The sequence below is a fragment of the Paraburkholderia azotifigens genome, assembly GCF_007995085.1.
Lineage (GTDB): Bacteria > Pseudomonadota > Gammaproteobacteria > Burkholderiales > Burkholderiaceae > Paraburkholderia > Paraburkholderia azotifigens.
The window spans coordinates 813,230-835,986 of record NZ_VOQS01000005.1; the positions used below are offsets into that span (position 1 = coordinate 813,230).

The 22,757-nt window shown below is 57.9% G+C and carries 18 protein-coding genes and 3 pseudogenes; 3 read left to right on the plus strand and 18 right to left on the minus strand.

Going from position 1 to position 22,757, the window contains the following annotated elements:
* Positions 1–4: 4 nt before the first annotated feature.
* The 8 genes and pseudogenes from FRZ40_RS35540 to FRZ40_RS35580 form a co-directional block, all read right to left on the minus strand.
* Positions 5–2,548 carry a type VI secretion system Vgr family protein gene (locus tag FRZ40_RS35540; RefSeq protein ID WP_147237310.1) on the minus strand — a complete coding sequence of 848 codons (2,544 nt, stop codon included), beginning with the start codon at positions 2,546–2,548 and terminating at the stop codon, positions 5–7.
* A gap of 1,001 nt (positions 2,549–3,549) precedes the next feature.
* Positions 3,550–3,788 (minus strand): annotated as a pseudogene (locus FRZ40_RS35545) (TolC family protein); the annotation flags it as partial.
* 73 nt (positions 3,789–3,861) lie between these two features.
* A pseudogene (locus FRZ40_RS35550) lies at positions 3,862–4,674 on the minus strand (IS3 family transposase); the annotation flags it as partial.
* A 146-nt stretch (positions 4,675–4,820) separates the two neighbouring features.
* Positions 4,821–5,774 (minus strand): IS5 family transposase, encoded by a 954-nt coding sequence (locus FRZ40_RS35555; protein WP_147233928.1) that lies wholly within the window; start codon positions 5,772–5,774, stop codon positions 4,821–4,823.
* Positions 5,775–6,020: 246 nt separating this feature from the next.
* Positions 6,021–7,601, minus strand: coding sequence for an IS66 family transposase (gene tnpC / locus FRZ40_RS35565; RefSeq protein ID WP_147237312.1), 1,581 nt, complete (start codon positions 7,599–7,601; stop codon positions 6,021–6,023).
* A 31-nt stretch (positions 7,602–7,632) separates the two neighbouring features.
* Positions 7,633–7,986, minus strand: a complete 354-nt coding sequence (gene tnpB, locus FRZ40_RS35570) for an IS66 family insertion sequence element accessory protein TnpB (protein WP_124668671.1) — start codon at positions 7,984–7,986, stop codon at positions 7,633–7,635.
* Complete coding sequence (locus FRZ40_RS35575; RefSeq protein WP_147237313.1) at positions 7,962–8,474, minus strand: transposase; 513 nt, start codon at positions 8,472–8,474, stop codon at positions 7,962–7,964. The genes tnpB and FRZ40_RS35575 overlap by 25 nt, the downstream gene beginning before the upstream one ends.
* A gap of 82 nt (positions 8,475–8,556) precedes the next feature.
* A pseudogene (locus tag FRZ40_RS35580) lies at positions 8,557–8,721 on the minus strand (IS3 family transposase); the annotation flags it as partial.
* Between the two features lie 653 nt (positions 8,722–9,374).
* Here FRZ40_RS35580 and FRZ40_RS35585 point away from each other — a divergent pair.
* On the plus strand, positions 9,375–9,806 hold the full coding sequence (locus tag FRZ40_RS35585) for an SET domain-containing protein (RefSeq protein ID WP_147237314.1): 432 nt from the start codon (positions 9,375–9,377) through the stop codon (positions 9,804–9,806).
* A gap of 76 nt (positions 9,807–9,882) precedes the next feature.
* Here FRZ40_RS35585 and FRZ40_RS35590 read toward each other — a convergent pair whose 3' ends face one another.
* The 5 genes from FRZ40_RS35590 to FRZ40_RS44210 all read right to left on the minus strand — a co-directional run bounded on the left by FRZ40_RS35590 (position 9,883) and on the right by FRZ40_RS44210 (position 14,878).
* On the minus strand, positions 9,883–10,452 hold the full coding sequence (locus FRZ40_RS35590) for a GNAT family N-acetyltransferase (RefSeq protein WP_147237315.1): 570 nt from the start codon (positions 10,450–10,452) through the stop codon (positions 9,883–9,885).
* 1,880 nt (positions 10,453–12,332) lie between these two features.
* Positions 12,333–12,533: a hypothetical protein gene (locus tag FRZ40_RS35605; protein WP_147237318.1), complete on the minus strand. Its 201-nt coding sequence runs from the start codon at positions 12,531–12,533 to the stop codon at positions 12,333–12,335.
* A gap of 70 nt (positions 12,534–12,603) precedes the next feature.
* On the minus strand, positions 12,604–13,197 hold the full coding sequence (locus FRZ40_RS35610; RefSeq protein WP_147237319.1) for a hypothetical protein: 594 nt from the start codon (positions 13,195–13,197) through the stop codon (positions 12,604–12,606).
* A gap of 617 nt (positions 13,198–13,814) precedes the next feature.
* Positions 13,815–14,351, minus strand: coding sequence for a response regulator receiver protein (locus tag FRZ40_RS35615; protein ID WP_147237320.1), 537 nt, complete (start codon positions 14,349–14,351; stop codon positions 13,815–13,817).
* Between the two features lie 371 nt (positions 14,352–14,722).
* Positions 14,723–14,878, minus strand: a complete 156-nt coding sequence (locus FRZ40_RS44210) for a hypothetical protein (protein ID WP_155995561.1) — start codon at positions 14,876–14,878, stop codon at positions 14,723–14,725.
* A gap of 939 nt (positions 14,879–15,817) precedes the next feature.
* Here FRZ40_RS44210 and FRZ40_RS35625 point away from each other — a divergent pair.
* Entirely contained in the window at positions 15,818–16,045 is a 228-nt protein-coding gene (locus FRZ40_RS35625; RefSeq protein ID WP_231516439.1) for an HNH endonuclease, read from the plus strand.
* A gap of 751 nt (positions 16,046–16,796) precedes the next feature.
* Here FRZ40_RS35625 and FRZ40_RS35630 read toward each other — a convergent pair.
* The 5 genes from FRZ40_RS35630 to FRZ40_RS35650 are packed head-to-tail and all read right to left on the minus strand — an operon-like array spanning position 16,797 to position 21,501.
* Positions 16,797–17,216, minus strand: a complete 420-nt coding sequence (locus FRZ40_RS35630) for a DUF3830 family protein (protein WP_147237322.1) — start codon at positions 17,214–17,216, stop codon at positions 16,797–16,799.
* Between the two features lie 19 nt (positions 17,217–17,235).
* The gene (locus FRZ40_RS35635; RefSeq protein ID WP_147237323.1) at positions 17,236–17,994 is read right to left on the minus strand and encodes an aspartate/glutamate racemase family protein; all 759 of its coding nucleotides are present in this window, start codon (positions 17,992–17,994) and stop codon (positions 17,236–17,238) included.
* Between the two features lie 14 nt (positions 17,995–18,008).
* A complete protein-coding gene (hydA, locus tag FRZ40_RS35640) occupies positions 18,009–19,424 on the minus strand; it encodes a dihydropyrimidinase (protein WP_147237324.1) in 1,416 nt (471 codons plus the stop codon).
* A 9-nt stretch (positions 19,425–19,433) separates the two neighbouring features.
* The gene (locus tag FRZ40_RS35645; RefSeq protein ID WP_028371493.1) at positions 19,434–20,162 is read right to left on the minus strand and encodes a maleate cis-trans isomerase family protein; all 729 of its coding nucleotides are present in this window, start codon (positions 20,160–20,162) and stop codon (positions 19,434–19,436) included.
* A gap of 43 nt (positions 20,163–20,205) precedes the next feature.
* On the minus strand, positions 20,206–21,501 hold the full coding sequence (locus tag FRZ40_RS35650; RefSeq protein ID WP_147237325.1) for an MFS transporter: 1,296 nt from the start codon (positions 21,499–21,501) through the stop codon (positions 20,206–20,208).
* Between the two features lie 227 nt (positions 21,502–21,728).
* Between FRZ40_RS35650 and FRZ40_RS35655 the strand changes: the two genes are divergently transcribed.
* Positions 21,729–22,427 carry a GntR family transcriptional regulator gene (locus FRZ40_RS35655; RefSeq protein ID WP_081767757.1) on the plus strand — a complete coding sequence of 233 codons (699 nt, stop codon included), beginning with the start codon at positions 21,729–21,731 and terminating at the stop codon, positions 22,425–22,427.
* Positions 22,428–22,757 lie beyond the last annotated feature (330 nt).

The window sequence follows — 22,757 nt, forward strand, 5'->3', positions numbered from 1 at the left end:
ACTCCTAGTCGACAATGGCCGCACCGGTTTGCGAGGCAGAAGCGAATTTTTGCGCGCACGCTTCAGTGGTCGGTAGCTGCGCTGCGGCGTTCTCGCTCGCGGGCCCCTGGAATGAATGTTGGGCACCCTTGATTTCGACCAGGCCCGGCGCATGTACATAGATGTTGCCGCCAGCAAGGCGAATCGTTGCGCCACCCGCCATCAGTTTGATTTCCTTGTCAGCCATCACATTGACGGCATCAGAAGTCGAGACAACCTTGACCGTTCTGTCGGCCGTAATTTCGACGTTATCGGACTGTGCCTGAAGTTCGACCTTCCCCTTGCCAGCAAAGAGCTTCATACCGGCGCTCTGAACAAACAAGCTGAGCTTCTCGCCGACACTCGCGATAAGCGATTTGGTCGCGGCGATGTGCGTGCTGGCGCCACTCACAATGTTGACGTGCTCCGTCGCAGCGGCCTGGATGGATTTCTGCGTTGAAAGGCCGATACCGGACGGGCTGGCCAGCAGCATCACGGGCTGAGCGAATCCGTTCGCTTCGCCAGTTCCACCACTGGCCGTGTTGCCGCCACCTGAGTTTGCCTGCCGCGCGCTCTGCGTCGCGGCAGCGAAGTCGTTAATGGTGTCCTGCGCGTCCTGCAAGCCCTCGGCTTGACTGCCTGTTGCGACTTCGGACCGCCGCTCAACGACACCGCCTGAGTCGACGAGGTGCTGATGCGCCTCCTTTGCATCAAGCGGCTGGCTCGACGTGCCGACTCGCGCGTACGTCGAGAGATACATACCCTGCGAAGCGCGCACTGCACCGTACGAATCGGTCTTCAGGTCGAAGCCCGTCCCGAGATAGTTGCCGCGCGTATTGCCTTGCTGGTCGATGAGATAACCGAGATGCAAATAACTCTGGGCCGTGCTGCTGAAAAGCTGCGCACGGTTCTGGCCCGTTGAATCGTCCATGACAAGCTGGTTGTAGCCTGTGCCCTGAAATTCCTTCGACTTGTAACCCGACAGCAAGCCGTTGGAGTGCCATTGCGGCGTCTGCTGTCCGTTGAACAGGCTACCGCTAACGACCGGGCGGTCACAATCTCCGTCCAGGTAGACGATTCCTACTTCATGCCCCACGCGCGGTACGAATACGCCACCCAGTGTCCCGCCGGCATTTGGCGACATCACGCGCAACCAGCACGAAGCTTTTTCATCGCCACCGTTCTCCCGGTCCCAGTGCATCAGCACCTTGACCCGGTTGAGGTTGTCCGTGAACACTTCCTCCTGATTCGGGCCGACCACTGTCGCGGTCTGCATATGCATCACAGGTTTGCGGTGTTCAAAGGGGCTGCGAAAAGGAACGGTGCGTCGCTGCGTTTCCATTTCGACCAGAAAGAATCCTTCACCGCCCAACCCGTCCTTTGAGTTGAAGACGTTCGACGAACCCGCGTGATATGTGCGAGCCTCAGCAAGTTGTGACTGGAGACTATGGCGGAACTGCGTTCCGCTCGATACGGGCAGATTGTTCTCGATGTACCAGGTCAATGCCAGAATGGCAAACTGGCGGTTTTCCGCGCTATCAGATGCAATAGCGGTTGCGCCCTCGAGCTGGAACCAGCGTCCCACATCGGCTCGCCGCACACTGCCCGTCGCAAAGAAACGCTTCGCGCGGGACTCCCATTCTTCCATCCGCGTCTTGGATAACGTGTCGCCACGAGCGCTGTCGCCGTAGGTGTAAGCGCCCGTGTACTCGTAGACCTCGGCCTGGTCGGGAAGGTCGCCTTGCTTGTCGACTGTCGGCGTGGATAGCTCTCTGCTGAAAGTCGGATTCTTATAGTCGAATGTGCGCGCGGTGTAGCTCACGCTCTGCAATGTGCGTGCTCCGCCCCACTGAACTATGGCATCCGCTTCACTTCCTGCGCCAGCTCGATAAAACGATACATCTTGCGGTGCAAGGGCTTTCACGCTGTAGAGGTCGTCGGTAATGACCAGCGTATGCGATTTGCCGTCTTCTGCCTGTTCAAAGTAGCCGAAAAGCCCTTCGGCCTCCATAATCCGGTGCACGAAGTTCCAGTCGTCTTCATACTGGACGCAAAACGACCGCGGAGGTAGCTGCCTGCCGAGCTCAAAGCGATAGGCGCCGCGTGATTGGGGATGCTCGTTGAATACCGCCGCGATAATATCCTCAGCAGTCTTGTCCTGGAATATTCGCGCGTCGCTGCGAAATTTAAGGAAATGCAACCAGGACGAAAAACTAAGCTGGTAAAGCCGGACGCTACCGTCCGAGCCCAGAAATCGTGAAGTGTGGACATAGCCGTGACGCGGCAGATACGACGAGTCAGTCTGCTGAGTCCAGAGCGTCACCGGTTTCGCAATGAGGGATTTGAGCTCAATTGAATCATTCAGGGAAGCGGCATCAACAGTGAAGTCGTAGTTGCGCCCGATACGCGAAGTACCGACCACACGGACTGGCACCAGCACATTTCCGCCCAAAGCTGTATCCAGCTTCATCAAGCGTCGAGATTGATCCAACCCCGCGCCCAGCGCGGCTGCCCAGTCATTTACCGTCATTTTTAGACTCCCTGCGGATTGCCACCCGGAATAATATGAGGAAAATCTTTACCGGACAATTTTTGTGAAAAAGTACGAGCAATCAGCTTGAGATTCGGGATTATTTGCAGGCACGAACAGGAAAGGTAGATTTTCCCGCTTTGGCGTTTATCTGCGCTGCAGGAGATAGTTTCGCTAAGGGAGGAATAGGTTGCGTTGATTATCGCAGCAATCTCCCGTAAAAATTGAAATATTGATGCGCCAGAATCATGGACGAACACGCATATTGCCCATCCCGAGTATATGCCGCGCTCCAACTGATACGCCAGTTACGTTCTCAGCCAACATTCGTTGCCCCTTCCGGCATTTTCTGGAAAAAAACAGCTTTCCAACGGCGACCACCGATGAATGACACAGGGTGTTCACGGAATCATCACTTTCAGAATGTTAAATATTGCAATTCATGGCAGCGATTTTCGTGTTGAATTTCATAGTGCCTCCGTTTTCGGCGAGTCATTGACGACAACAGTCCGCAAGTAAACGAGTGCGACGCATATGGATTTTATGGGTCAGCATCCGAATCAATTGATTCGCGATTTTTATGCCAAATGAATAGAAAGAGAGGCGGAGCTCGATATGTATCCGGTAAGACATCCGCCACGACTGTTCTCTTGCTGTGAGCGTGTGCGGCACGTTATATCCCCGGCGAATTATTTGAAGCGATTTTGGTTTGCCAATATACCGGCTTTCCAGGAGTCGGAGCTAGCACTGATATCGCGTCTAACGCACAGAGAAGTGCGACGCCACAGGACTGGCTCTTCATGCTCATCCGAACAGCTGTTGCGTTCGGCAACGGCCGGGTCGACGGCGCCCGATATTAGCTGCGCCTTTCTCTATCGAAGCCGGTGTGTTCACTGCATTGATAACGTATCGGCCGGACAACCTGTTGCCCTTCTCCTGAATGGAGGAGCGGTGCGTAGTTTCCAGGAAATATCCGCGAGTCGCGGGGAAGCGAGTGCGTGCGCCTGGAGTCCCCGGTTATTCAGCAGCGCGACCTGAACAGCATCGTCCATACCGAGGGACTTCGACAGCAGTTCCTGAGTGCGCTTGAGGACGGCGTCGCGGTCCTCGTCGGTTTTGACGTAGACCGCATCTTTGCCCAGGCGCTCAGACGCGGTCGACGATACGCCGTTGAAACCACCATCCTTTGAAAAAAAGTGCAGCCGGTCAGGAACACCGTTGCGATAGCGATGCAGGCCACGCGGTTCGGAGCGGGGTGTCAACGCCGATTGAATTCTGACCCGCCGGGGGTGCAGCTAAATTCTTGGACTGATTTACGCCGCGATGCCAAGACTCTGCCGGTATTCGATGGGGCTGAGGAAGCCGAGCGAGACCTTGATCCGTTTTGCGTTGTACCAGCGGATGTACGAGTCAACTGTCTCGATGAATTGATCGATGGTCGTGGTTCGCCAATCACGAGGATAGAACAATTCCGTCTTGAGTCGCCCGAAGAAACCTTCGCAGGCTGCATTGTCCGGCGAACATCCTTTGCGCGACATCGAGCGAGTCAGTCTGGCAGCCTGCATACACGAGAGCCATCCTGGCCAGCGATAGTGCGCACCACGATCCGAGTGAACTACTGGCCGCTCCTTGCAGCCAGCCACTGATTCGATTGCCGAATCCAGCATGGTGTTGACGAGTTCGGCGTCTGGCCGCGTACCGATTGACCAGCTCACAACGAGACCATCGAGGCAGTCGATAACCGGCGACAGATACACTTCGCCAGTCGGGATCTTGAATTCGGTAAGGTCCGTGAGCCATTTCTGATTAGGACCGGCGGCGTAGAAGTCACGATTGATGATGTTCTCCGGCGCGGGACTAATTTCTCCACGATAGGAGCCGTAGCGATGTCGCCTCGTCGTGGCGGCGGCCAGACCTTCCTGTCGCATTAAACGACGCACCACCTTCTCCGGGATGAAGACCTGTTGCCTGATCAATGCCGCGCGAATCCGACGATAACCGTAGCAACGGTGATTGAGTTCGAAGATGTCCGCGATGACGCGACGCACGTCAGCATGCCTGTCAGCAACCAACAGCCGTGCACGGTGATAGAAGTAAGAGCTGCGGGCAAGACCCAAAGCGGCTAGGGAAGGTCTGAACAACCCGTTTTCTGCCTGGGATCTTTAACTGGCACGCGCGCAGTGGAATTCGCGTCCTCATTCACGCTGTGTTGAACCGATGCCGGTCGCATCTTGCGCGTGGACGCTGCGCCTTTGGGGGGCGTCTTCGCCCTTCATTTCGCTTTACCGAGCACCCCGCGAGCCAACCAGAGATTGATCAGCGCGAACTGCGTTTCGATCTGCGCCGTGTTTTTCGCCAGTCCCCGATACCGCGCCTTCAGATAGCCGAACTGACATTTGAGCACCCGAAACGGGTGCTCAACCTTCGCCCGCACGCCCGCCTTGAGCCGCTCGACTTTCTCGTAGATTCTGTCGAGCCGCTTGCTTTTGTCCAGCTTTCTTCGCTTGCTCGGCCTCATCGCCACGTGCCACTGGACGGCACCCGTTTCGCCTCGCTTCTCGATGCCCACGTAGCCCGCATCGGCAAACGCAACCTGCTCGTCGCCGTGCAATAGTTCATGCGCCACCGTGACGTCGTGAACATTCGCCGGCGTGCACTTCACGGTATGCACCAGCCCCGACTCCACATCGACTCCGATGTGCGCCTTCATACCGAAGTACCAGCTACCGCCCTTTTGCGTCTGGCTCATCTCGGGGTCTCGCGTGCCGGCTTTCTTCGTCGAACTGGGTGCCGAAATCAGCGTTGCGTCGACCGCCGAGCCCACCTTGAGCATCAGGCCCTTCGCCTGCAGGATCTCGTTGACCGTCGCCAGCATTCTGGCCGACAGCTCATGGGCCTCAAGCAGGTGCCGGAATCGCAGGATCGTGCTCTCGTCAGGCAGCCGCGTCATACCCGTGCCCAGCAGCGCAAACTCCCGATACAGCGGGATGTCGTGCAGCGCCTCCTCCATCGCCGGGTCCGAGAGGCTGAACCATTGCTGCATGAAGTGAATGCGCAACATCGTTGCGACTGGGAACGGTGGGCGGCCGGTCTTGCCTTTCGGATAGTGCGGTTCGATGAGCGCAATCAGCTTCTGCCACGGCACCACGCGCGTCATCTCATCGAGAAACTCGCGCTTGCGAGTGCGCTTCGTTGACAGATCCAGACCAAGACCAAGTTGTGTCATCACGCCACTCCATGAATTCTCCTGATCCCAGGATAGTCCAAGCTCACGTCAATGCCAGGACTTTTGCAGAGATTCCCTAGCAACTCTGGCAACCCATAGGTTTGTTTCAGGGCATCAACCAGCATTGTCTTCTCCCGGTTGCTCAGGAGTTGCGGGTTGATGCCCATTCCTTTTTTGTATGCGATCCACGAACGACGCCCCTCAGAGTAGGGTGGCAGAGCGTGTGAGGTGTGGTAGTGATGCGGGTCAGCGGAGGTCGGCCGGCATTTTCCAGGGAAGCAACACGTCAAAGTCGTCGACGGTCTTCGCCAGAGGCAGCCGCTGGAACAGCCAGGTGAGATACCGGTAGGGATCGATGCTGTTTGCTTTGCAGGTCTCGACGAGCGTATAGAGATTGGCGCTCGCGTTCGCGCCTTCGACAGTGTCCGAGAACAGCCATCCGCGGCGCCCCACGCAGAACGGTCGAATCGCATTCTCACATGGATTGTTGCTGATCGGCCAACTGCCATTCTCGATGTAGCGGATCAGCTTCGGCCACTGCACGCGCAGATAGGTCAGTCCTTTGCCGAGAAGGCTTTTCGGTACAACACCGGGCGATTGCTCGAGCATCAGCGCGTGGATGGCGTCGAGTACGCGCGCGCTGTATCGTCGCCGCAACCGCTGTCGTCGCTGTGCGGTCCACGTCGCGCTGCGTGCCTCGGCCGCGAACAGCTTGCCGATCAATTTGATGAAGCGCGTCGCCAGCAGATCGTGCGTTCGGGCGGCCTTTGGTACGCTGTCCTCTGCTTTGACGAAGTACCGTCTCAGGTGAACCCAGCATCCAAGGTGCACGAGCTGGTGACGCCGAGCGATGTCGTTGTAGGGCTCATAGCCGTCGGTCATCATGACTGCGCCCTCCCGGATCCCGGTGAACAGCTTGTCGGCCAGCCTGGTGCCACGCCCCGGTGTATAGGTGAAGCAGCGGATGGGCACGCCCAAATCGGTCATCTGCGCCCAAAGGTAACTCTTCGTTTGCGGTCGACGGCCCTTTTCCTTCAGCACCTGGAGTGTCGTCTCGTCGCAGTAGATCAGCTCGGCATCGAGCAACGCATCGCGCATCAGGTTGATCACAGGTTGCGTCGCGAGACCCGCACGGACCATGCTCGCTGCAATCGTGTTCGAGGAGATGTCGCCGCCGAAGCGACGTAGCAGACCGGCCTGGCGATACAGTGGCATCCCGAACTGATACTTGCCGGCGGCGATCCATGCGAGCGCCGATTCACTCAACAGCCCGCGAGGGATGATGCGAGGCGGCGCCGGCGTCACCTTGATGCCGAGATCGCAGCACGGACATGCATATTTGACGCGCTGGTGCTGGATCACGCGAAGCTGCTCCGGAATCACGTCGAGCTGCTCGCTGATCTCCACGCCGAACTCGACGAGCGCGTGACCATCGTTCATGCAGAAGCGTTCGGCTTCGGGCAGCTGGTGCCGCACAACGTCGCGCGGCAGGTTGGGATCGAGTGGCTTGCGATGACCCCGCTTCTTGCGCGTATGTGCAGCGACCGTCGATTCTGGAGTATCTTCCTGAGCAGGCGTGCTGCTCGCGCCGAGCACCTCGGCTTCGTTGAACAGGCTGGGTTGATCCGAGTCTCGTGCCTCGCTCTTTGCGCCGAACAACTCGTGACGGTAGGCCCGGAGTCGTTCCTCGGCGAGATCGCGTTCCGCTGTCACAAGCCGCAGGGCGCCGCGTAACGCCTCCTGTTCTTCTCGCAACGCACGAGCGGCATCGCGTTCGGCGAGCAGTTCTTTCAGTTCCTCGGCGGTGATCGTGACGTTGACCGGCATGCCGGATTAGACCAGCACACCGTCAGCCTGTTCAGCTCACACGCAGATATTCCTGCTTCGGATGTCGTCGAATCGTAGTGATGTCATCGCCATCGATCAGCGCGTGCAGCACGTTGGGCGTCATCGTCACGACCTCAGCCTTGTTGTCGGGCCAGATGAAACGGCTTGCCTCCAATCGTTTCGTCATAAGCCAGAAACCGCTACCGTCCCAGCCAAGGATCTTGATCCTGTCGCGACGCCGGTTTCCGAAGATGTAAAGCGACGAGTCCATCGGATTCAGGCGCATCGACTGTTCAACGAGAATCGACAGGCTGTTCATGCCGTACCGGAAGTCGACAGGATCGCGGTGCAGATACACCTTCAGATTGTCGTCGAACCGGAACACGGCATCCTCCCAAGGATCTGAACCAAGGTTGTCAGTTCATCAATGGTCGCGATGGCCTTGCCCAGTTCGAGTTCAACACCGTTCGACAGATGCACATGCAGCGTAAGCGTCATCGACGGAGATGGCGGTGAGGACGCAGGCGGTACCGAAACGACAGGCACGAACGCGGGTGATGTTGCCGCGCCAACGATGAGCTGGTGAGAACTCGGAGGATCGATCGCCAGGCTGTCAGTCGCATTACCCGAAGGCGGCAAGCCACCGTTATCCTGCGGCGTCGGCGAGACGCCTTTCTCGCGCTCCATCAGGTATTTCGTGATCCACTTGCGTAGCAGGTTAGCGTTGATCCCGTGCTCCTGCGCCATGCGGGCGACCGACACACCCGGGCGTAACGCCGCCTCGACCAATGCTCGTTTGCCATTTTCATCGTAACGGCGACGGCCGTCACTACTTTGCCGAACTACTCTCAGCCCTGAGTCTTTGTCAGCCATAGGTGTCCACCTCGTAAATAGGTGGACACCTATGCTCCTCGCTCAGAGTGCTGTTGAGTAGACGTCGATAATGGATCGCTTACCCTTTTTTAATCAGTTCGTTTGCCCTCTTCGGAATATCGTGCTCAAGCTGCAACTGCCGGATGCCCCGTCGAAGCGATTCGACGTGATGTTCCAGCTGCACACGCTCATGGTCCGATGCTAGTTTCTTTTTGCGTTTCACAGATGCTGGAACCTCTCGACCGAGTTTAGCCAGGTGTGCTCCGCGCGGCAGATCAGGTTGGGGGGCGATGCTTGCGTCCTGCACGTGGTCGGGGTGGTTCATGGCTCGCTCCTGCATGTCGCGGCGTCGTCTGTCTGCATCAGGCGTATCGGCTACCTGCGCAGCATCGGCCACCGTACGGCTGAACGCTTCGCTCGTTGTCACGCCTTTAGTATCGATATCGCCGCGGGCCGTAACAATCAGCCGCGGCCGGACTTGCTGCCCGATGTTCGGCAATAGGATCGGAAATGGCTGACATCCGCAGAGGGCAGTGCTGAGTTCGTGGAACAGCAGATTCGTGGGGCCGGCGATAACCGGGATGGGGCCGCCGCGCCGGCCGTCTAACTGTCGCTTCACGACATCGAGTGCCAGGCCGTGTCGAGTACGGCGGACGGGATGCCATCGCGCTAGGGGACACCTGGTCGCCGTACTTCGTGCTCGTGGATATTTCGATGCCCAGAGTGCGACGGACACGAGGCCACCCGCGCGCTGCGACATGCTCCTCACACAGCGGGATCCCTCATCGTTGCGCATACGGCGCTAGACGAACCCGAGGTTGGGCGGAAAATCATTGACGATGAATTTGACGGCTATCTGCAAAAGGACCGCGGGACCGGGCAGATCATCGACGCTCCCCGATACATGGCAAAGGCGTGTTTGCCCTTCGCCCTGTCGCGGCAGGCGAGCGGCTCATCGAGTACACGGGTGAGGTGACCAGCTGGCGACGCGCGGCGGCCCGTCAGCGAGCCGACGACCGACACACGTTTGTCTTCGGTCTGTCGGATGGGAGGGTGATCGACGGCAGCCGTGGCGGCAGCAGCGCACGCTTCATCAACCACTCATGCGCCCCGAACTGCGAGGCCATCGAGACGGGTCTGCGCGTCTTCATTCACGCGCTCGCCGACATTCAGCCGGGCAACGAGCGGTTCATCGACCACGGACCGAGGGTCGACGGCGAGATCACCGACGAGATCCGCGCCCACTATGCATGTCGTTGCGGTGCTCCTGCCTGTCGTCAGTCGATGCTCGCGCCCGCAGCGGATTCCGGATGCGACTTTTCGGATGCCTGAAGTCGACCCGGAGCGGCCAGCCAATTTGCTTCAAAGCGGCCGCTCATTCGACGAACCTGCGCCTCTGACCAGTTCGTTAGATACGACGTCGAAATTCTGAACGTAACAACGCGAACTGCAGGAGATCGTGATAGGTCTCACGCCAGTACCCAGCCTGTCGCTGATACCCTTCACGGGAAAAGCCCAGTGTCTCCAGCGTTTGTATAGAGGGTGCGTTTTGAGGGTGAACCTGGGCTTCGACGCGGTTTATCTGCATCGCGTCAAAACCGTAGTCGATCGCAGCAGAAAGCGCTTCGCTCATATATCCATTGCCGCGCACAATCGGATGCAACTCATAGCCAACGACGCAGCTTCGCCAATTTCGATTCCATCGGAAGAGACCGCACGTACCAAGGAAAAGGCCGTCCGAAAGTCTCTCGACGGCCCAGCGGACGCCGGAGCCGCTGCGCCGCCAGTCAGCAAATACCTGAATCAGCTTGTCGGCCTCCCCTATATCGGTCATCGGATCGGTACCGAACCAGCGCATACCTTCAGCGTCGCCGTGCACGGCAAACAGCGATGGTGCGTCGGCAGGCAAAAGCTCCCGCAATGTCAGCCGCGAAGTCGTAAGGGTTGGAAACGTAGCTTCCGCGTCAATTACATTCATAGACACTAGCGCCCCCATGAGTCGGTGTTTTACGGAGTTTGCCAGATTGTCACCGATCCAGCGCTGCCGACCCAGTGTCCGAAACTGGCCGACCACTGTCGCACGCCTTCCGCATCGACAGACCGTGTTGCGGCGCCCTCGGGAGTTTCCCACACCCGTCCAACGCGAAAGGTTCATGTAGCTACAAAGCGCACGCTGTCGCGAGCAATGTTAGAGAATGCTGTGGTCAGTCAGCACCCTTCGACCTCGACCGATTTGACCACAGCATTTCTTTGGCAGATCGATACGATATTCCTACAAATATGGTGAGGAAAACCGACGCGCCAACAATTAGAACCTTCCAGTCCGAGCCCTTGAGGAGCGAAACTGTCAAGACAAACAGCATCATTGCCGCCAACGATACATATCCTTTCACGAAGCGCCGAACGACCGTCTTCCTTTCGTTTTGCATATCCTTAGTCCGTCAGTCCCATTGCAGTTTCGATTCGCCTGGGGCGTCGTTTTTGCAGCTCCTGTGGCAAATACCGTGTCTTCAGGCGACCGACAGGCAGCAACGCCCCTAGATCAGTTACTCACTCGCACCGCGCCGCGCCGCAGCTGTACATGCGAGGTTCAAACCTGAGTCTCAACTGGCGTCAAGATGGGACGTCCAAGGTGCATATTGTCAACGATCGATCTCTCGTCGTCGACCGACCGCTTGTGGCCGACTGTACGCATTCGTCGCGTTCGCCGATCCCGGACCGACGGCGAACGCGCCAAGCCGACCCACAAGAGGCAACGATCTTTCCAAAAAGCGGCCATTCGACTCGTCGACGATTGCGATTTAAAGCAGGGAAAGTAGCGCACCGAGTATAGACAGAAAACATCCGCCAACAAACTGAGATTGGAGAATGCTGCGCCATCCTGGGTAGCCATATGGCACCGGCGGGGAGAATCGAGTCATAACAGGTAGGCGCAAGAGCCGCGTGCGCCATGCGTTTGTGATCGAGAGCGAGCCGCCAGCCAGGAGAAATAGAGAGACCACCCGCACCGTATTGAACTGAATTGGGATGTCAAATACATGCGCCGCAATGGGCGCAAGCGCCCCGAGTATCAAAAGTCCGCAAAGGAAGCGATAGAGCAAGGTAAGGCACGTCTTGAGCCACGTTGGCGCATTGCTCTCGCCCTGAGGTGGAGGCGTCCAATTCATTCTTTTTGGGCTGATGGGGTCCGTGTGTGGAGACAGGATTTGGTCGTGATTCGAATTCATACTCGTCTCGTGGTCCACCGCGAGATTGTTACGATTCCAAGATTCCCGCCGAGTGTCCAATTCTGGCCGCACTGAGTCCTACGACTGAACGCGACGATAGTCGCAGGCTCGCGACTCATGCAACACGCATAATCCGTTTCCAAGTTGACAGTGAGTTCTCGGAGCGGACACAAACGCAACTTCTACATCTCAGCGTCGTACACCTCTCCACCAAGTGCAAGACTAAGCCTTGCACAAAGTACTGTGAGCCAACTACACCATAAGCTCGACTCAACTTGGCCGCACAACAACAGCCCGCTAGGCTCCGCTGATGCACATATATATCGAGCATCGCCTTCGCGCCCATACCAGTAAGCGCCATGCGGGTCGCCTAGCCACCCGTCCAATGTCCGGAAGACGGCCGCCACCTTTCCCCAATCCTCTGGTGACAGGTTGGTCGGGACATTCAACGTAATGGATTGTTCCATGATCGCAGGGAAGACCGGCCAAAGGGAGAATTGTCGTCGATTTCCGATGTGTCGTCGAAGGACCGCTTTTAGCCGGCTAGCGTCCGACGACCAAGCGTGGCGATCACCGCGGGCGCGGCCTTTATGCAAAGGGCATAAAACGGGCCGTACGGCCGACCTTTGCCTCATGTTTTTGGCGGGATTCCGCCCATCGCGCCGAGCCGTATTTTTTCTGCCAGCGTTCGGTCGATGACCTTCTGCAAATTCGCATTCACATCACGGTCCTTTTTGTTCCAAATCGCATATTGAACCGCGAGGGCGTCGCCGTGTATCTCGCGGATCGCCTCGCGGGCGCGATGCCACTTTGACGCCGCCCTTCCTTCCATGGTTTCCAGCCACCAAGATCGCGGGCACCCTGACCACCCCGCGACTCTTCATGCTCGCGTATTGCGGTTGCTACACCATACCGTGGTTGAAGATTAACCACTCCGTATAGGTGTAGTCTTCGTCGCCCTCGTCCGCAGCGCCATTCAAGCGTTTCTCGGCGGCCAGAACCCAAGCTAAGAGGCTGGCCGCGTCCTGGACAAACCAAGGTTTTGACGCCCGGACGTATTGCCCCAGACCGCCTGCGCGAAGCGCATCAGCGACGCATCCAGTGCAGTTATTACTAGCACTGAGGAAAGAATACTTAGGCTTATTATCCAGGCGCTCCAGCCAAAAGGCCTCAATCAAATTGGCATCGAGGCCCTCTGTTTGTTCGCCAGTTTGCTTGGTCTTCAGTTTGATTTTGTAAGTTGGCTCAGCGGAATTCATGAAGCGCCGCATAAAACCTTTATCAATCGCCTTCGTTACGTTTTCGATCCCAGTCATGGAGTTAATCACGGAGGCCTGGAATGGCGAGCCGTCTGCCATCCAAGTGATATAGTATTTCTTGTCGTTAACTCTGAGCGTCAGGCTAGCGTGACCAACTCCTGCATATGACGCGAGTTGACCTTTAATGCCCATGTCCGTTGGCATCCATATTCGAACAGTGACCTTGTTTGAAGCCACGATTCCCTCCATTGGTTGTGAGTATCCGGTTGTGTTGAATAAGCCGAAAGACTTTGCTGCTTAATTACTTCTTGGTGCCAGAAATGAGAACTTCGATAAAGCCTATTTAATAACGCGCGTTCGCGATCGACCCGCAGAGCTTCTCGTGCGCCCGCGATCCGTCCTTCTCGCGCTGGTCCGAAAGGCAGGGCCCATTGAAGAGGACCGTCGAAGTGTCGTCGTCCTCAATGCGGAAAACGGCGCTGTCAGGGCTTGGAAAATCGGCCGATTTTCTCTCTTCAAAAATGAGTGCAGTCCGCGCTGCAGCTCCATTTTCTTCAATGATAGTGCGCCCGCGAGTCGGCCGCTGATGAAATATCTGGACAAAGTAGTTGATAGGTCGCGGGACTGGCTGAAGATCAAGCAAGCTGACTATGAAAGGTAATTGTTGGCTTGTCCCGCGACGCGCTAACTATTCTCCTCCCCCTTGGCATGGGGTTTGACTCGGCATCGGCCGGTCCTTTTTTCTGCAAGGCGCTTACCGACCCGTTGCCGCCATCGGCCGTCGGCAAGATTGTGTCCGCTCTTGCTGGGAAACCTGCCAGCCGTTCGATAGGGGAAAGTCGTGTTGACGATGACTATGACGCGTCTGCTATAGGCTGTCTCGGGTGCGTATTCATTCGTAATGCGCTCAGCGCCACGGCCTCCGAATTGATTTTATCGATCGTGCGAAGCAGTTCCTTGAGCACGAGTGGCTTGGTAATCACCTCTTGAACTTTGCCTTTGAAATTCTGTGCGTCCTGCGGCCATACGAGCGCAATGATGCGTTGCCTTCCGATGGTCGTATCAAAGCTCCCCACGAACCACGCGGAGGCGCCGCGAGAAAATTCCGAAACGTCGAGTACGATCAATTGCTGCAACGGTTCAAGAAGGAATTTATGCCAACTGTCGGAGCCACATGCCTTCGACCTCCCATAACCCTTCACGTTAAGCAGAACGGCTAGAGATTCCCGGATCACCTTGTCGCGGCCAATGATCACAATGGGACTGACTATGGGTGGCGGCTTCGGTATCGCATGGGCGCCTGCCAAGCGCAACTGCCACTGACAGCGCAGCCACTCCAACCGCGACCGTTCGTGACGGTGCTCCGCGCGCGGAAGCGCAGCGAGGGACATCGCTGGATCGTGCTCCAGGCGTTGCAGAGCTATGACGCAGAGGATCCGATTTGCGCCATGCGCGCGGCGCCTTTGATCGGCGTGTTAGCCGTTCGACGACTCGACGTTCAGGACGATCCGTGCAGCCCGCTGCACATCCCAAGTGGATGGCGACGGGCTTTTCAATCGTGTGCGCTGGCGCTGTGGTGCACGCTCAGGGGGAGAAATGCAGACGTTCTTTCCGTGCAGCAATCCGGCGTGCGAGGAGGGATTGGAAACGCTCAAACATGAGTTTGGCACTGCCGGCCAGCAGTGCGCGGGGTGCCGCGGTACGGGGTGGCAACTGGCGCGAGAGCGCCGAGGACGACGACGCCTGTCTTTGACGGCGGGGATCAGCCCTTCAGTTGCGACTCGACGTTGAGGACGATCCGGGCGACCGGGTTGTTGTCGGCGGAATCCGGAGCGAACTTGATCTGGGCAAACGTGACAGCAGCGAAAGCGACGACGACGAGGGCAGCAGATGCGGCGATGCGGGTAATGTATTTCACAGGGACTTCCTTTTGAGGTGTAGGCAGAAACTGGCGAAGCTGACAGGAGGCCGAATACTTCGGCGCCCTTCTGTCGACAACCGGCAAGGCCGCACACGGGGTCTGATCGCGCCTGGCGATCTGGACCGCACTGCAAAAATAGGGCGACCCAAACCCAGTCACTATAAAGGTTTTACCCGTGTGTGCAGTGCGACACGCGGTCGCCAGTGGGTGCTTAATTATTGAGCACCATTTCGTGATTGAAAGGTCTATGTAGGCCGTAATGAGCAGTGCGGGTTGCGCAATTAGCCTGGAGGTTTTGCGGGTTCCCGCCGGAGCCCCACGTAGCGGGCTGGTGGTGGTCCGATTTCCCGTGCCGCCTGAATCAGCGGCAAAGTCTCACCACTTGCCTTCAATGGCGTTTGTGCGTGCCCGTATAAAGCACGGACGCAAACGCGATCGAAGGGACTAGTTCAGGGCAGGAGGCCGGAGCACAGTAGCGCATCTCCATCGAATGACTGGACTCGGCGGCGCCTGGTTCGTTCGAAGCTGCATGGTGGCTGTCTCTTGGTGGCCGACTTCCGCCCCACGAGCGTTTCAAGTCCTCCAGCCAGATGCCTCGATGCCCGTCACTGGATACACGAACTGGAGAAAACGGCAACCGTTCTGCGCGCCGGGGCACATGTGAAATCGTCCGGCTCTTGCGTTACGGCCGCTCTACCAGTAGATTGAAGTCGTCAGCATTCTGAGAATCTGATGTTGTGCCTGTCGATTCAATCGGCATGGCACCGGTTCACGCTCAGAGGGCGCCCGGGTTTCGTTTTTTGGAAATCTTTTTTTAAGGGTCGCCCCATGTCTTCTTCATTAGCGCGCGCTCGCACCCGCGCATACATTCAACAGTCCGGCCTGTGCTACTACTGTGACCGCCTCATGTGGAACGACGCGGACGGTCTCGTGGCTATGACTGCGAACGCCAACATTTCGCGCAGGAAGGCGGGACGCTTTCAGTGTACCGCTGAGCATTTGATAGCCCGAAGTGAAGGTGGCTTAAACAGTCAAAGCAATATCGCTGCTGCGTGTCGATTCTGCAATATGACGCGCCATCGATCTAAGACACCACGTGACCCCCTCGAGTATCGGAAACATGTCCAGAATCGATTGCGTCGAAAAAAGTGGCAGCCCCTTTAGATCCATGACGTCGCGATTTGCAGTCGAAGGTCCGTTCGATCGAACGGACTCTTCACGGTGGCGGGTCGAGGCCGTTGCAAACGAGTCGTCCTCTTCCTCGGTTTATCGTCATTTAAACAACGTCGTGTCCGGCGGACCAACCTCGGTAGCAATGTTGTTGGTTCGTCAGCAACCCTGACCGACCCATTTCTGACATTCATTGGTATTTCGACCGAACGACCGAAGATTGGAACATCTCAATTGTCGGCGCCTGACGCCATACCGTGCTGGCAACCGCCGCACTGCAGCGCGATCTAGATCCAACAGTAACGGGTGGACCGTTGAATACAAGCCGACCATTTCGGACTGCGCGCGCCCACAAGCACAGGGCTGCGATCCGTGTAACGCATACCGTCAAGGAGTCACGAGCCGTCTCTCGGTGTTCTGCTGAGATTGGCGTTAGCGAGTATGTGCGAGATTTTTGGATCGCTGCTGGCCCCGCAAAAGGAGATCTCAACGCCGGATAAACACGTTGACCAACAGGAAGCGGCGCGTCACGCCCTCACCGGCTGCTCGGGCTGAAGGGATATCAATGGCGGCTTCAAGATGCTTCGGATGTCCATCCTCGCAGGGGCGCGGGCGCACTTGCGCCTTAATCGACAGTCAAGGACCGTCGTTTTGGGTAGTTTCGAATTGCGTTTCGGCCTTCGGGTCTGCCGTCGCACCGAGAAGCAAGATGCGCAGGTGCGGCGTGCAATCAGCTGACTCGCGGCTAGGCGTTCAGCAACGAAAACGTAATCTCTTGCGCGCCTTCCCATAGCACGAGTTTGCCGAATGCTTCCAGGTGCTCATGACCTTCGATCAACGTAAAGAAATGATTGCCGGCTAGCTGGCCCATTTTGCTCGCGAAGATGGAGCTTCCGTAGACGAACAGAAACTCCGTCTCGCTGAAACCGCCAGGATAGAGAAGGATATCTCCACGTGACGCGTGACTGGTGTGGTTCTCGAGAGTCAGACCCGTATCGAAGTCGCCCAGCGGGATCCACACAGCTTCGCCGCTCCAGCGAGAATGGATTACCTTGTTCCTGAATGGCAGCAGCTCGAGGAAACGTTGGCAAGTGCGCGGTGCTTTCTGTTCCTCGAGTCGTCCGACAAAGCGGAAAAGTCCAGCTTCCAAGAGAATCTTTTTCATGTCGTCTTCATGTGATGATTTATCGACCACCCGACAGTTCACGACCAAGCAGCCGCTCGAGCGGTTCGGGCAGGCCCCGGTTCGGCTTGACTGGCGGCTGGGTAAAACTGCCTTTCGACGCCTTTTTCGGGGCTAGTCGAATAAGGCCCTCAAGCTGCGTAATCGCACTCGCCACACCATCGACGATCGGCACCGGCAATTCATCACGGATCTCACGTGCGAGCCCTGCGAGAGGCGCGCCGGCGATGATGATCACGTCGGCGCCGTCATCATCGACCACCTGGTTGCACAGCACCTTCAGTCTCTCGCTGTAATCCTGCTGCACGCTGCCGATATCGCGCAACGGTTCGTCGAGCGCGCGGATGCTGGCGAGCCGGCTCGCCAGATGACTCCGTTCAACTGTTTCGCGATACCACGCCTTGATTCGCGGCGAGATCGCGATAATCGAAAAGCGCTGCCCGAGCGTCGCTGCCGTCATCAACGAGGACTCCGTCAGCCCGACTGCAGGCACGTCGATCAGTTCCTTGATGCCTTGCAGGCCCGGGTCGCCGAACGCCGCCACCACGACGCCATCGTAGCTGCCGTAGCGTTCGGCTGCCAAGCACGCCGTCGCGTAGCCACCGACGAGCGCTTCGAAGCGAGTCTCGATGTACGCAACGCCGAACGGCGCGGTCGCGACCTCGATCTCGGTACCAGGCGACGCGCTGCGCTGCGCTTCTGCCTGGATCAGCGCCGAGACACTATCAGAGATGTTGGGGTTGATAACCAGGATCTTCATGCTGCGCTCCGATATCAGAGATCAACGTACTGCGGCTTGCCAGCAGCGAGGAAGCGGCCCCGCCCTGCTTGCGGCTCAAGATAGCGGCCGCTCTCGACCAGCAGTTCACCGCGTGACAGACAGTACTTCGGCCAACCCTGGACGGTTCGGCCCTCGTACGGCGTGTAGTCGACATTGTGATGCAGCGCGTCGTTCGCGATGGCAACGTGCTTAAGCGGGTCCCACAGCACGATATCAGCGTCGGCGCCGACCGCAATCGTTCCCTTGCGCGGATAAAGGCCGTACAGCTTCGCCGGGTTCAGTGACGTCAACTCAACGAACTTGTGCAATGACAGCTTGCCGCGACTCACACCATCGAACAGCAGCGCCAGCCGGGTCTCAATCCCGGGGATGCCGTTCGGGATGTGCTCGAACGATACCTCTTCGCCGTTGGGCTTCTTGCCCTGCGGATCGTCGAATGAGAACGGCGCGTGGTCGGACGAGAACACACTGAATATCCCACGCTTCAGCGCGCTCCACACGGCTTTCTGGCTTGATGTGTCGCGCGGCGGCGGACTGCAAACGCACTTCGCACCGTGATAGCCGTCCTCCTGGCCGAGGTCCTCGGCTGTCAGATACAGGTACTGAGGGCAAGTCTCGGCGTAGATATTCAGACCGCGTTGCTGCGCCCATTCGATCTGCTCGATCGCGTCCTGGCCCGATACATGGACGATCAGGATCGGCACGTCGACGAGTTCGGAGAATGCAATCGCACGGTGCGTCGCCTCCCGCTCGACCACGGGCGGCCGCGACAGCGCGTGATATTTTGGCGCGTAATTGCCGGCTTCGGTGAGCCTGTCGGTCAGCCATGCGATGCAGTCAGAGTTCTCGGCATGCACCATGACCAGCGCCTGGTGACGACGTGCGACATCCATCACCTCAAGAATCTCGCGGTCGCTGAGCTTGAGATCGTCGTACGTCATATAAATCTTGAACGACGTATAGCCGGCCGCGATCAGCTCGGGCAATTCGCGTTTCAGCACCTCGGGCGTCGGATCGGAGACGATCAGGTGGAACGCGTAGTCAGTGACCGCGCGACCTTCGGCGCGGCCATGATAGTCGGCCACTGCGGCCTTCAGCGATTGACCCTTTGCTTGCGCAGCGAAGGGTATTACCGTCGTGGTGCCCCCACACACGGCGGCACGTGTGCCGCTCAGGAAGTCGTCCGCCATCTTCAGCCCGTCGGGCATCGGCTGGTCGAGATGGCAGTGCGCATCGATCCCGCCGGGCAACGTCAACAGGCCGGTGGCGTCGATCTCGCGCCTGCCTGCGTCGAGATCGCGGCCCAGCGCGACGACGACGCCGTCCTTCACGGCAATATCGCAGTTGAAGCGCTCGGACGCGGTTACCACGTCAGCATTGCGGATCACCAGGTCGTATTCGTGATTCATGGCAGTCTCTCAGGCAACTTCGGAAAACAGGCGGCCCCAACCCGCAAGACGGGTCGTATCGTAACCGGCGAGCTTCAGCGACTTCCACACCACAGTGGAAATGGTGTCATAGAGCGGGATGCCGTGGTGCTGCTCCACTTCCTGGGCAAGATGCGCAGCGTGCAAATTCGTACAGAAAGTGACGATCGCCTCTGGGCCGTGCACCGCAACCTCGCGGATTTGCGCGCGTAGCGTTTCTTCGGTGACTTCGGAAAACTGGAAGTTCACCTTTAGGCCGAGATGGTTCTCGGAAGAACAGTCAATACCGTTGTCACGGTAATTGGCGACGATCTTCTGCTGCACCTCCCTGAGGTACGGACTCACGAGACCGAATTTCTTCACACCCGTCTTGTCCAGAATCTCGTTCAGCGCCAGCACCGAAGTGGTGGCAGGGATGCCCGTCGCCTCCTCGATTTCACGGCACAGGCGGCGGTCCGTTTCGAAACCCAGCCAGCCGGAAGACGTGCCATTCCATGCAATCACATCGACCTTGGCGTCGGCCAGGAGCCTTGCGGCCTGAATAATGTTAGTGGTGTCGAATTGTCCGAGTGCCCTGTCGGACAGCGAGATTTCGGTGACTGTGAAGCGCGAGAAATGGGCGCTGACACCGGGCAATTGGGCCACCATTGCGCTCGTGATCGGTTCGAGCGCAGTGTTGGACGAAGGAGTCAGCATGCCGAGCAGAATGCGTTTGCTCATGATGAATTGAGTAGTCGGTTATTGAAGGTGAGGAGCGCAATGCTCAGACGGGTAGCTTGCGTTGGTAGTCGATCAGTGTCGAACAAACGAAGAGGCCTACGCCTGCGGCAGCGAAAAACATCAGCGCCAGAAAGTACGAGCCGGTAGTCTGCACGATCAGGCCAACGATGATCGGCACGAGAACGCCGCCGATATTGCCGCCGAGGTTCATCAGACCGCCGAGAAAGCCGATCTTGTTGCGCGTACCGAGGATGGAAGGCAGGCACCAGTACAGGCCGCACCAGCGCAGGAAGAACAATGTGGATGCGAGCAGCACCACGACCGTCACGGGATTGCCGACGTAGGCGACCGAAAAGATCGACGCCGTGGCCGCCACGGCGGCGATGCCGAATAGCGTACGCATCACGCGATTAGGCGAACCGCCCGCCGCCTTCCACTTGTCGGCAATCCATCCACCGATCAGTTCACCCACGAAGCCGCTGAAGAAGATCGCGAAACTGGCTCCGCCCATCTGCTGAATATTGAAGCCGTGAACCTTGTTCAGGTAGTTCGGCATCCAGGTGAGCAAGCCGTAAAACAGCGAGTTAAAGCACATCCAGCCGAAGAACATGCCCCACACCGACCGATACCGGAAAAAATCCAGGCTGCGGCCACTGGCATGAGCCGGCTCGCTACGCTGTTCTTCCTCCAGCGCCGCTTCGAGATAGTCTGCTTCCGCCTGATTCACGGCCGGATGCTCGCGAGGGTTGTTACGGATGTAGTACCAGGCAAACAGGCCGGCAAGCATGGTGCCCACGCCCGCCACCACAAAGGATGTGCGCCAGGATCCAAACTCGCTGATCAACCCGGAGATGATCACCGCACCGAATGCCGCCCCCAGCGGCGCGCCACCGTCGAGCAGCGTCGCGCCGCGGCCACGCTCGTGGCGCGTCATCCACATCGCGTTGAGCTTGCCGCCGGCCGGGTAGATCGGTGCTTCAGAAGCGCCCAAGCCCAGCCGGGTGAGAATCAGCGCGGTCGACGTGGTGCAGATTGCGGCAACACCCTGGAAAAAGCCCCAGAACAACGTAGCGCACGCGATCACGATGCGCGGCTTGAAACGGTCGGCCAGCATGCCGCCCGGAATCTGCATGACCGCATAGGTCCAGAAGAACGAACTGAGAATCAGGCCCTGCACGGCAGGAGCGATGTTGAACTCCTTGGCAATCAGCGGCATGGCCACGGACAGCGAGGCCCGGTCCACATAATTGATTGAAATCAGCAACAACATGACCAGAAAGATTCGCCAGCGTACGCCGGTCCTGCCCTCGGCCTGCACGGCTGCATTTACGGTTTGCATCTGTGTCTCCTCCGTTAGGCCAGAGATGGCCTTCGGGTTTCATGTCTGTTGAAAAGGACCGCTCCCGGTCCCCTGCGCTGCATGCGCCAGTGCAGTATATGATGTCTAATTATGAATTACAAGCGACGCATTTCGTTGATTTTTAAGGCTTTTTATTTTTGTGGATAGTCCACCTGACTTGTAAGACAATTAAGCAAAAGCGGAAGAGACAAACGGAAACAGACGACATGAACATGAAGTCATTACCGGCTGAGACACGCAAGCGGATCAGCCTGCGCGGAACGGGTATGTACGCGGCGATCGCGGAGCGGCTGCGCGAGATGATTCTTGAGGGTGAACTGCCGCCCGGCGACCATATCGACGAGAAAGCGCTGTGCGAGCAGTTCGACATCTCCAGAACGCCTTTGCGCGAGGCGCTCAAAACGCTTGTGACCGAGGGACACGTGACTCACCGGCAGCACATGGGTTTTCAGGTCGCACCAATCGATAGGGACGAGATTGCTGCCATCTTTGAAGTGCTGCATGGACTGGAGGAAACGGCGGGACGGCTCGCTGCGCAGCGCATCGACGACAAGCAGATGAAGATGCTGATGGAGCGCCATCGCGCTATGGAAACCTATCATCGCGAGGGCAAGCGCACGGCCTACTATCGCGCTAACCAGAAAGTGCATCAGCACATCGTGGATGTCGCAGGCAATCCCGTCCTCTCCGACATGTACTCATCGTTGATGAGCAAGATTCACCGTGCAAGAGGTGCAGCTAATGCCGATGTGCTGCGCTGGGCGGAGTCGCTCGGCGAACACAGCGAAATACTGGACGCGCTGTCGAAGCGAGATGGAGCAAACCTGGGCCGGTTACTGCGCGAACATTCAGAACACACGGCGGCGGAAGTAATGAAAGTGTTGGAGGCCGCCAACGCGGGTTAGCAAAAACAAGAACCTCTTAAACTCGCATTTGCCGGTGCGTTGAGTTTTCACTCCTCCACGCGCCGAAGCAAACCGTCGACAACATGCGCATGGCTCGTCCGTCCGGCAACCTCGGCCTGTACCGTCTCTATCTGATCACCTATTTCCGCGATCACCCCATGGTGCGCCGAGACATGCCGCTCGTGATCGAGAACTGCAGTCCAGCCAGCCCGTCGTCGCGCTGGAGATCTACCTTTACGTTGGAGAGACGAACTGGGAACAGTACGAAAACCTGCAGTCGGACATGCTGGACCACGCGTATGGAGTCGCGCCTCAGTTCGGCTTGCGTTG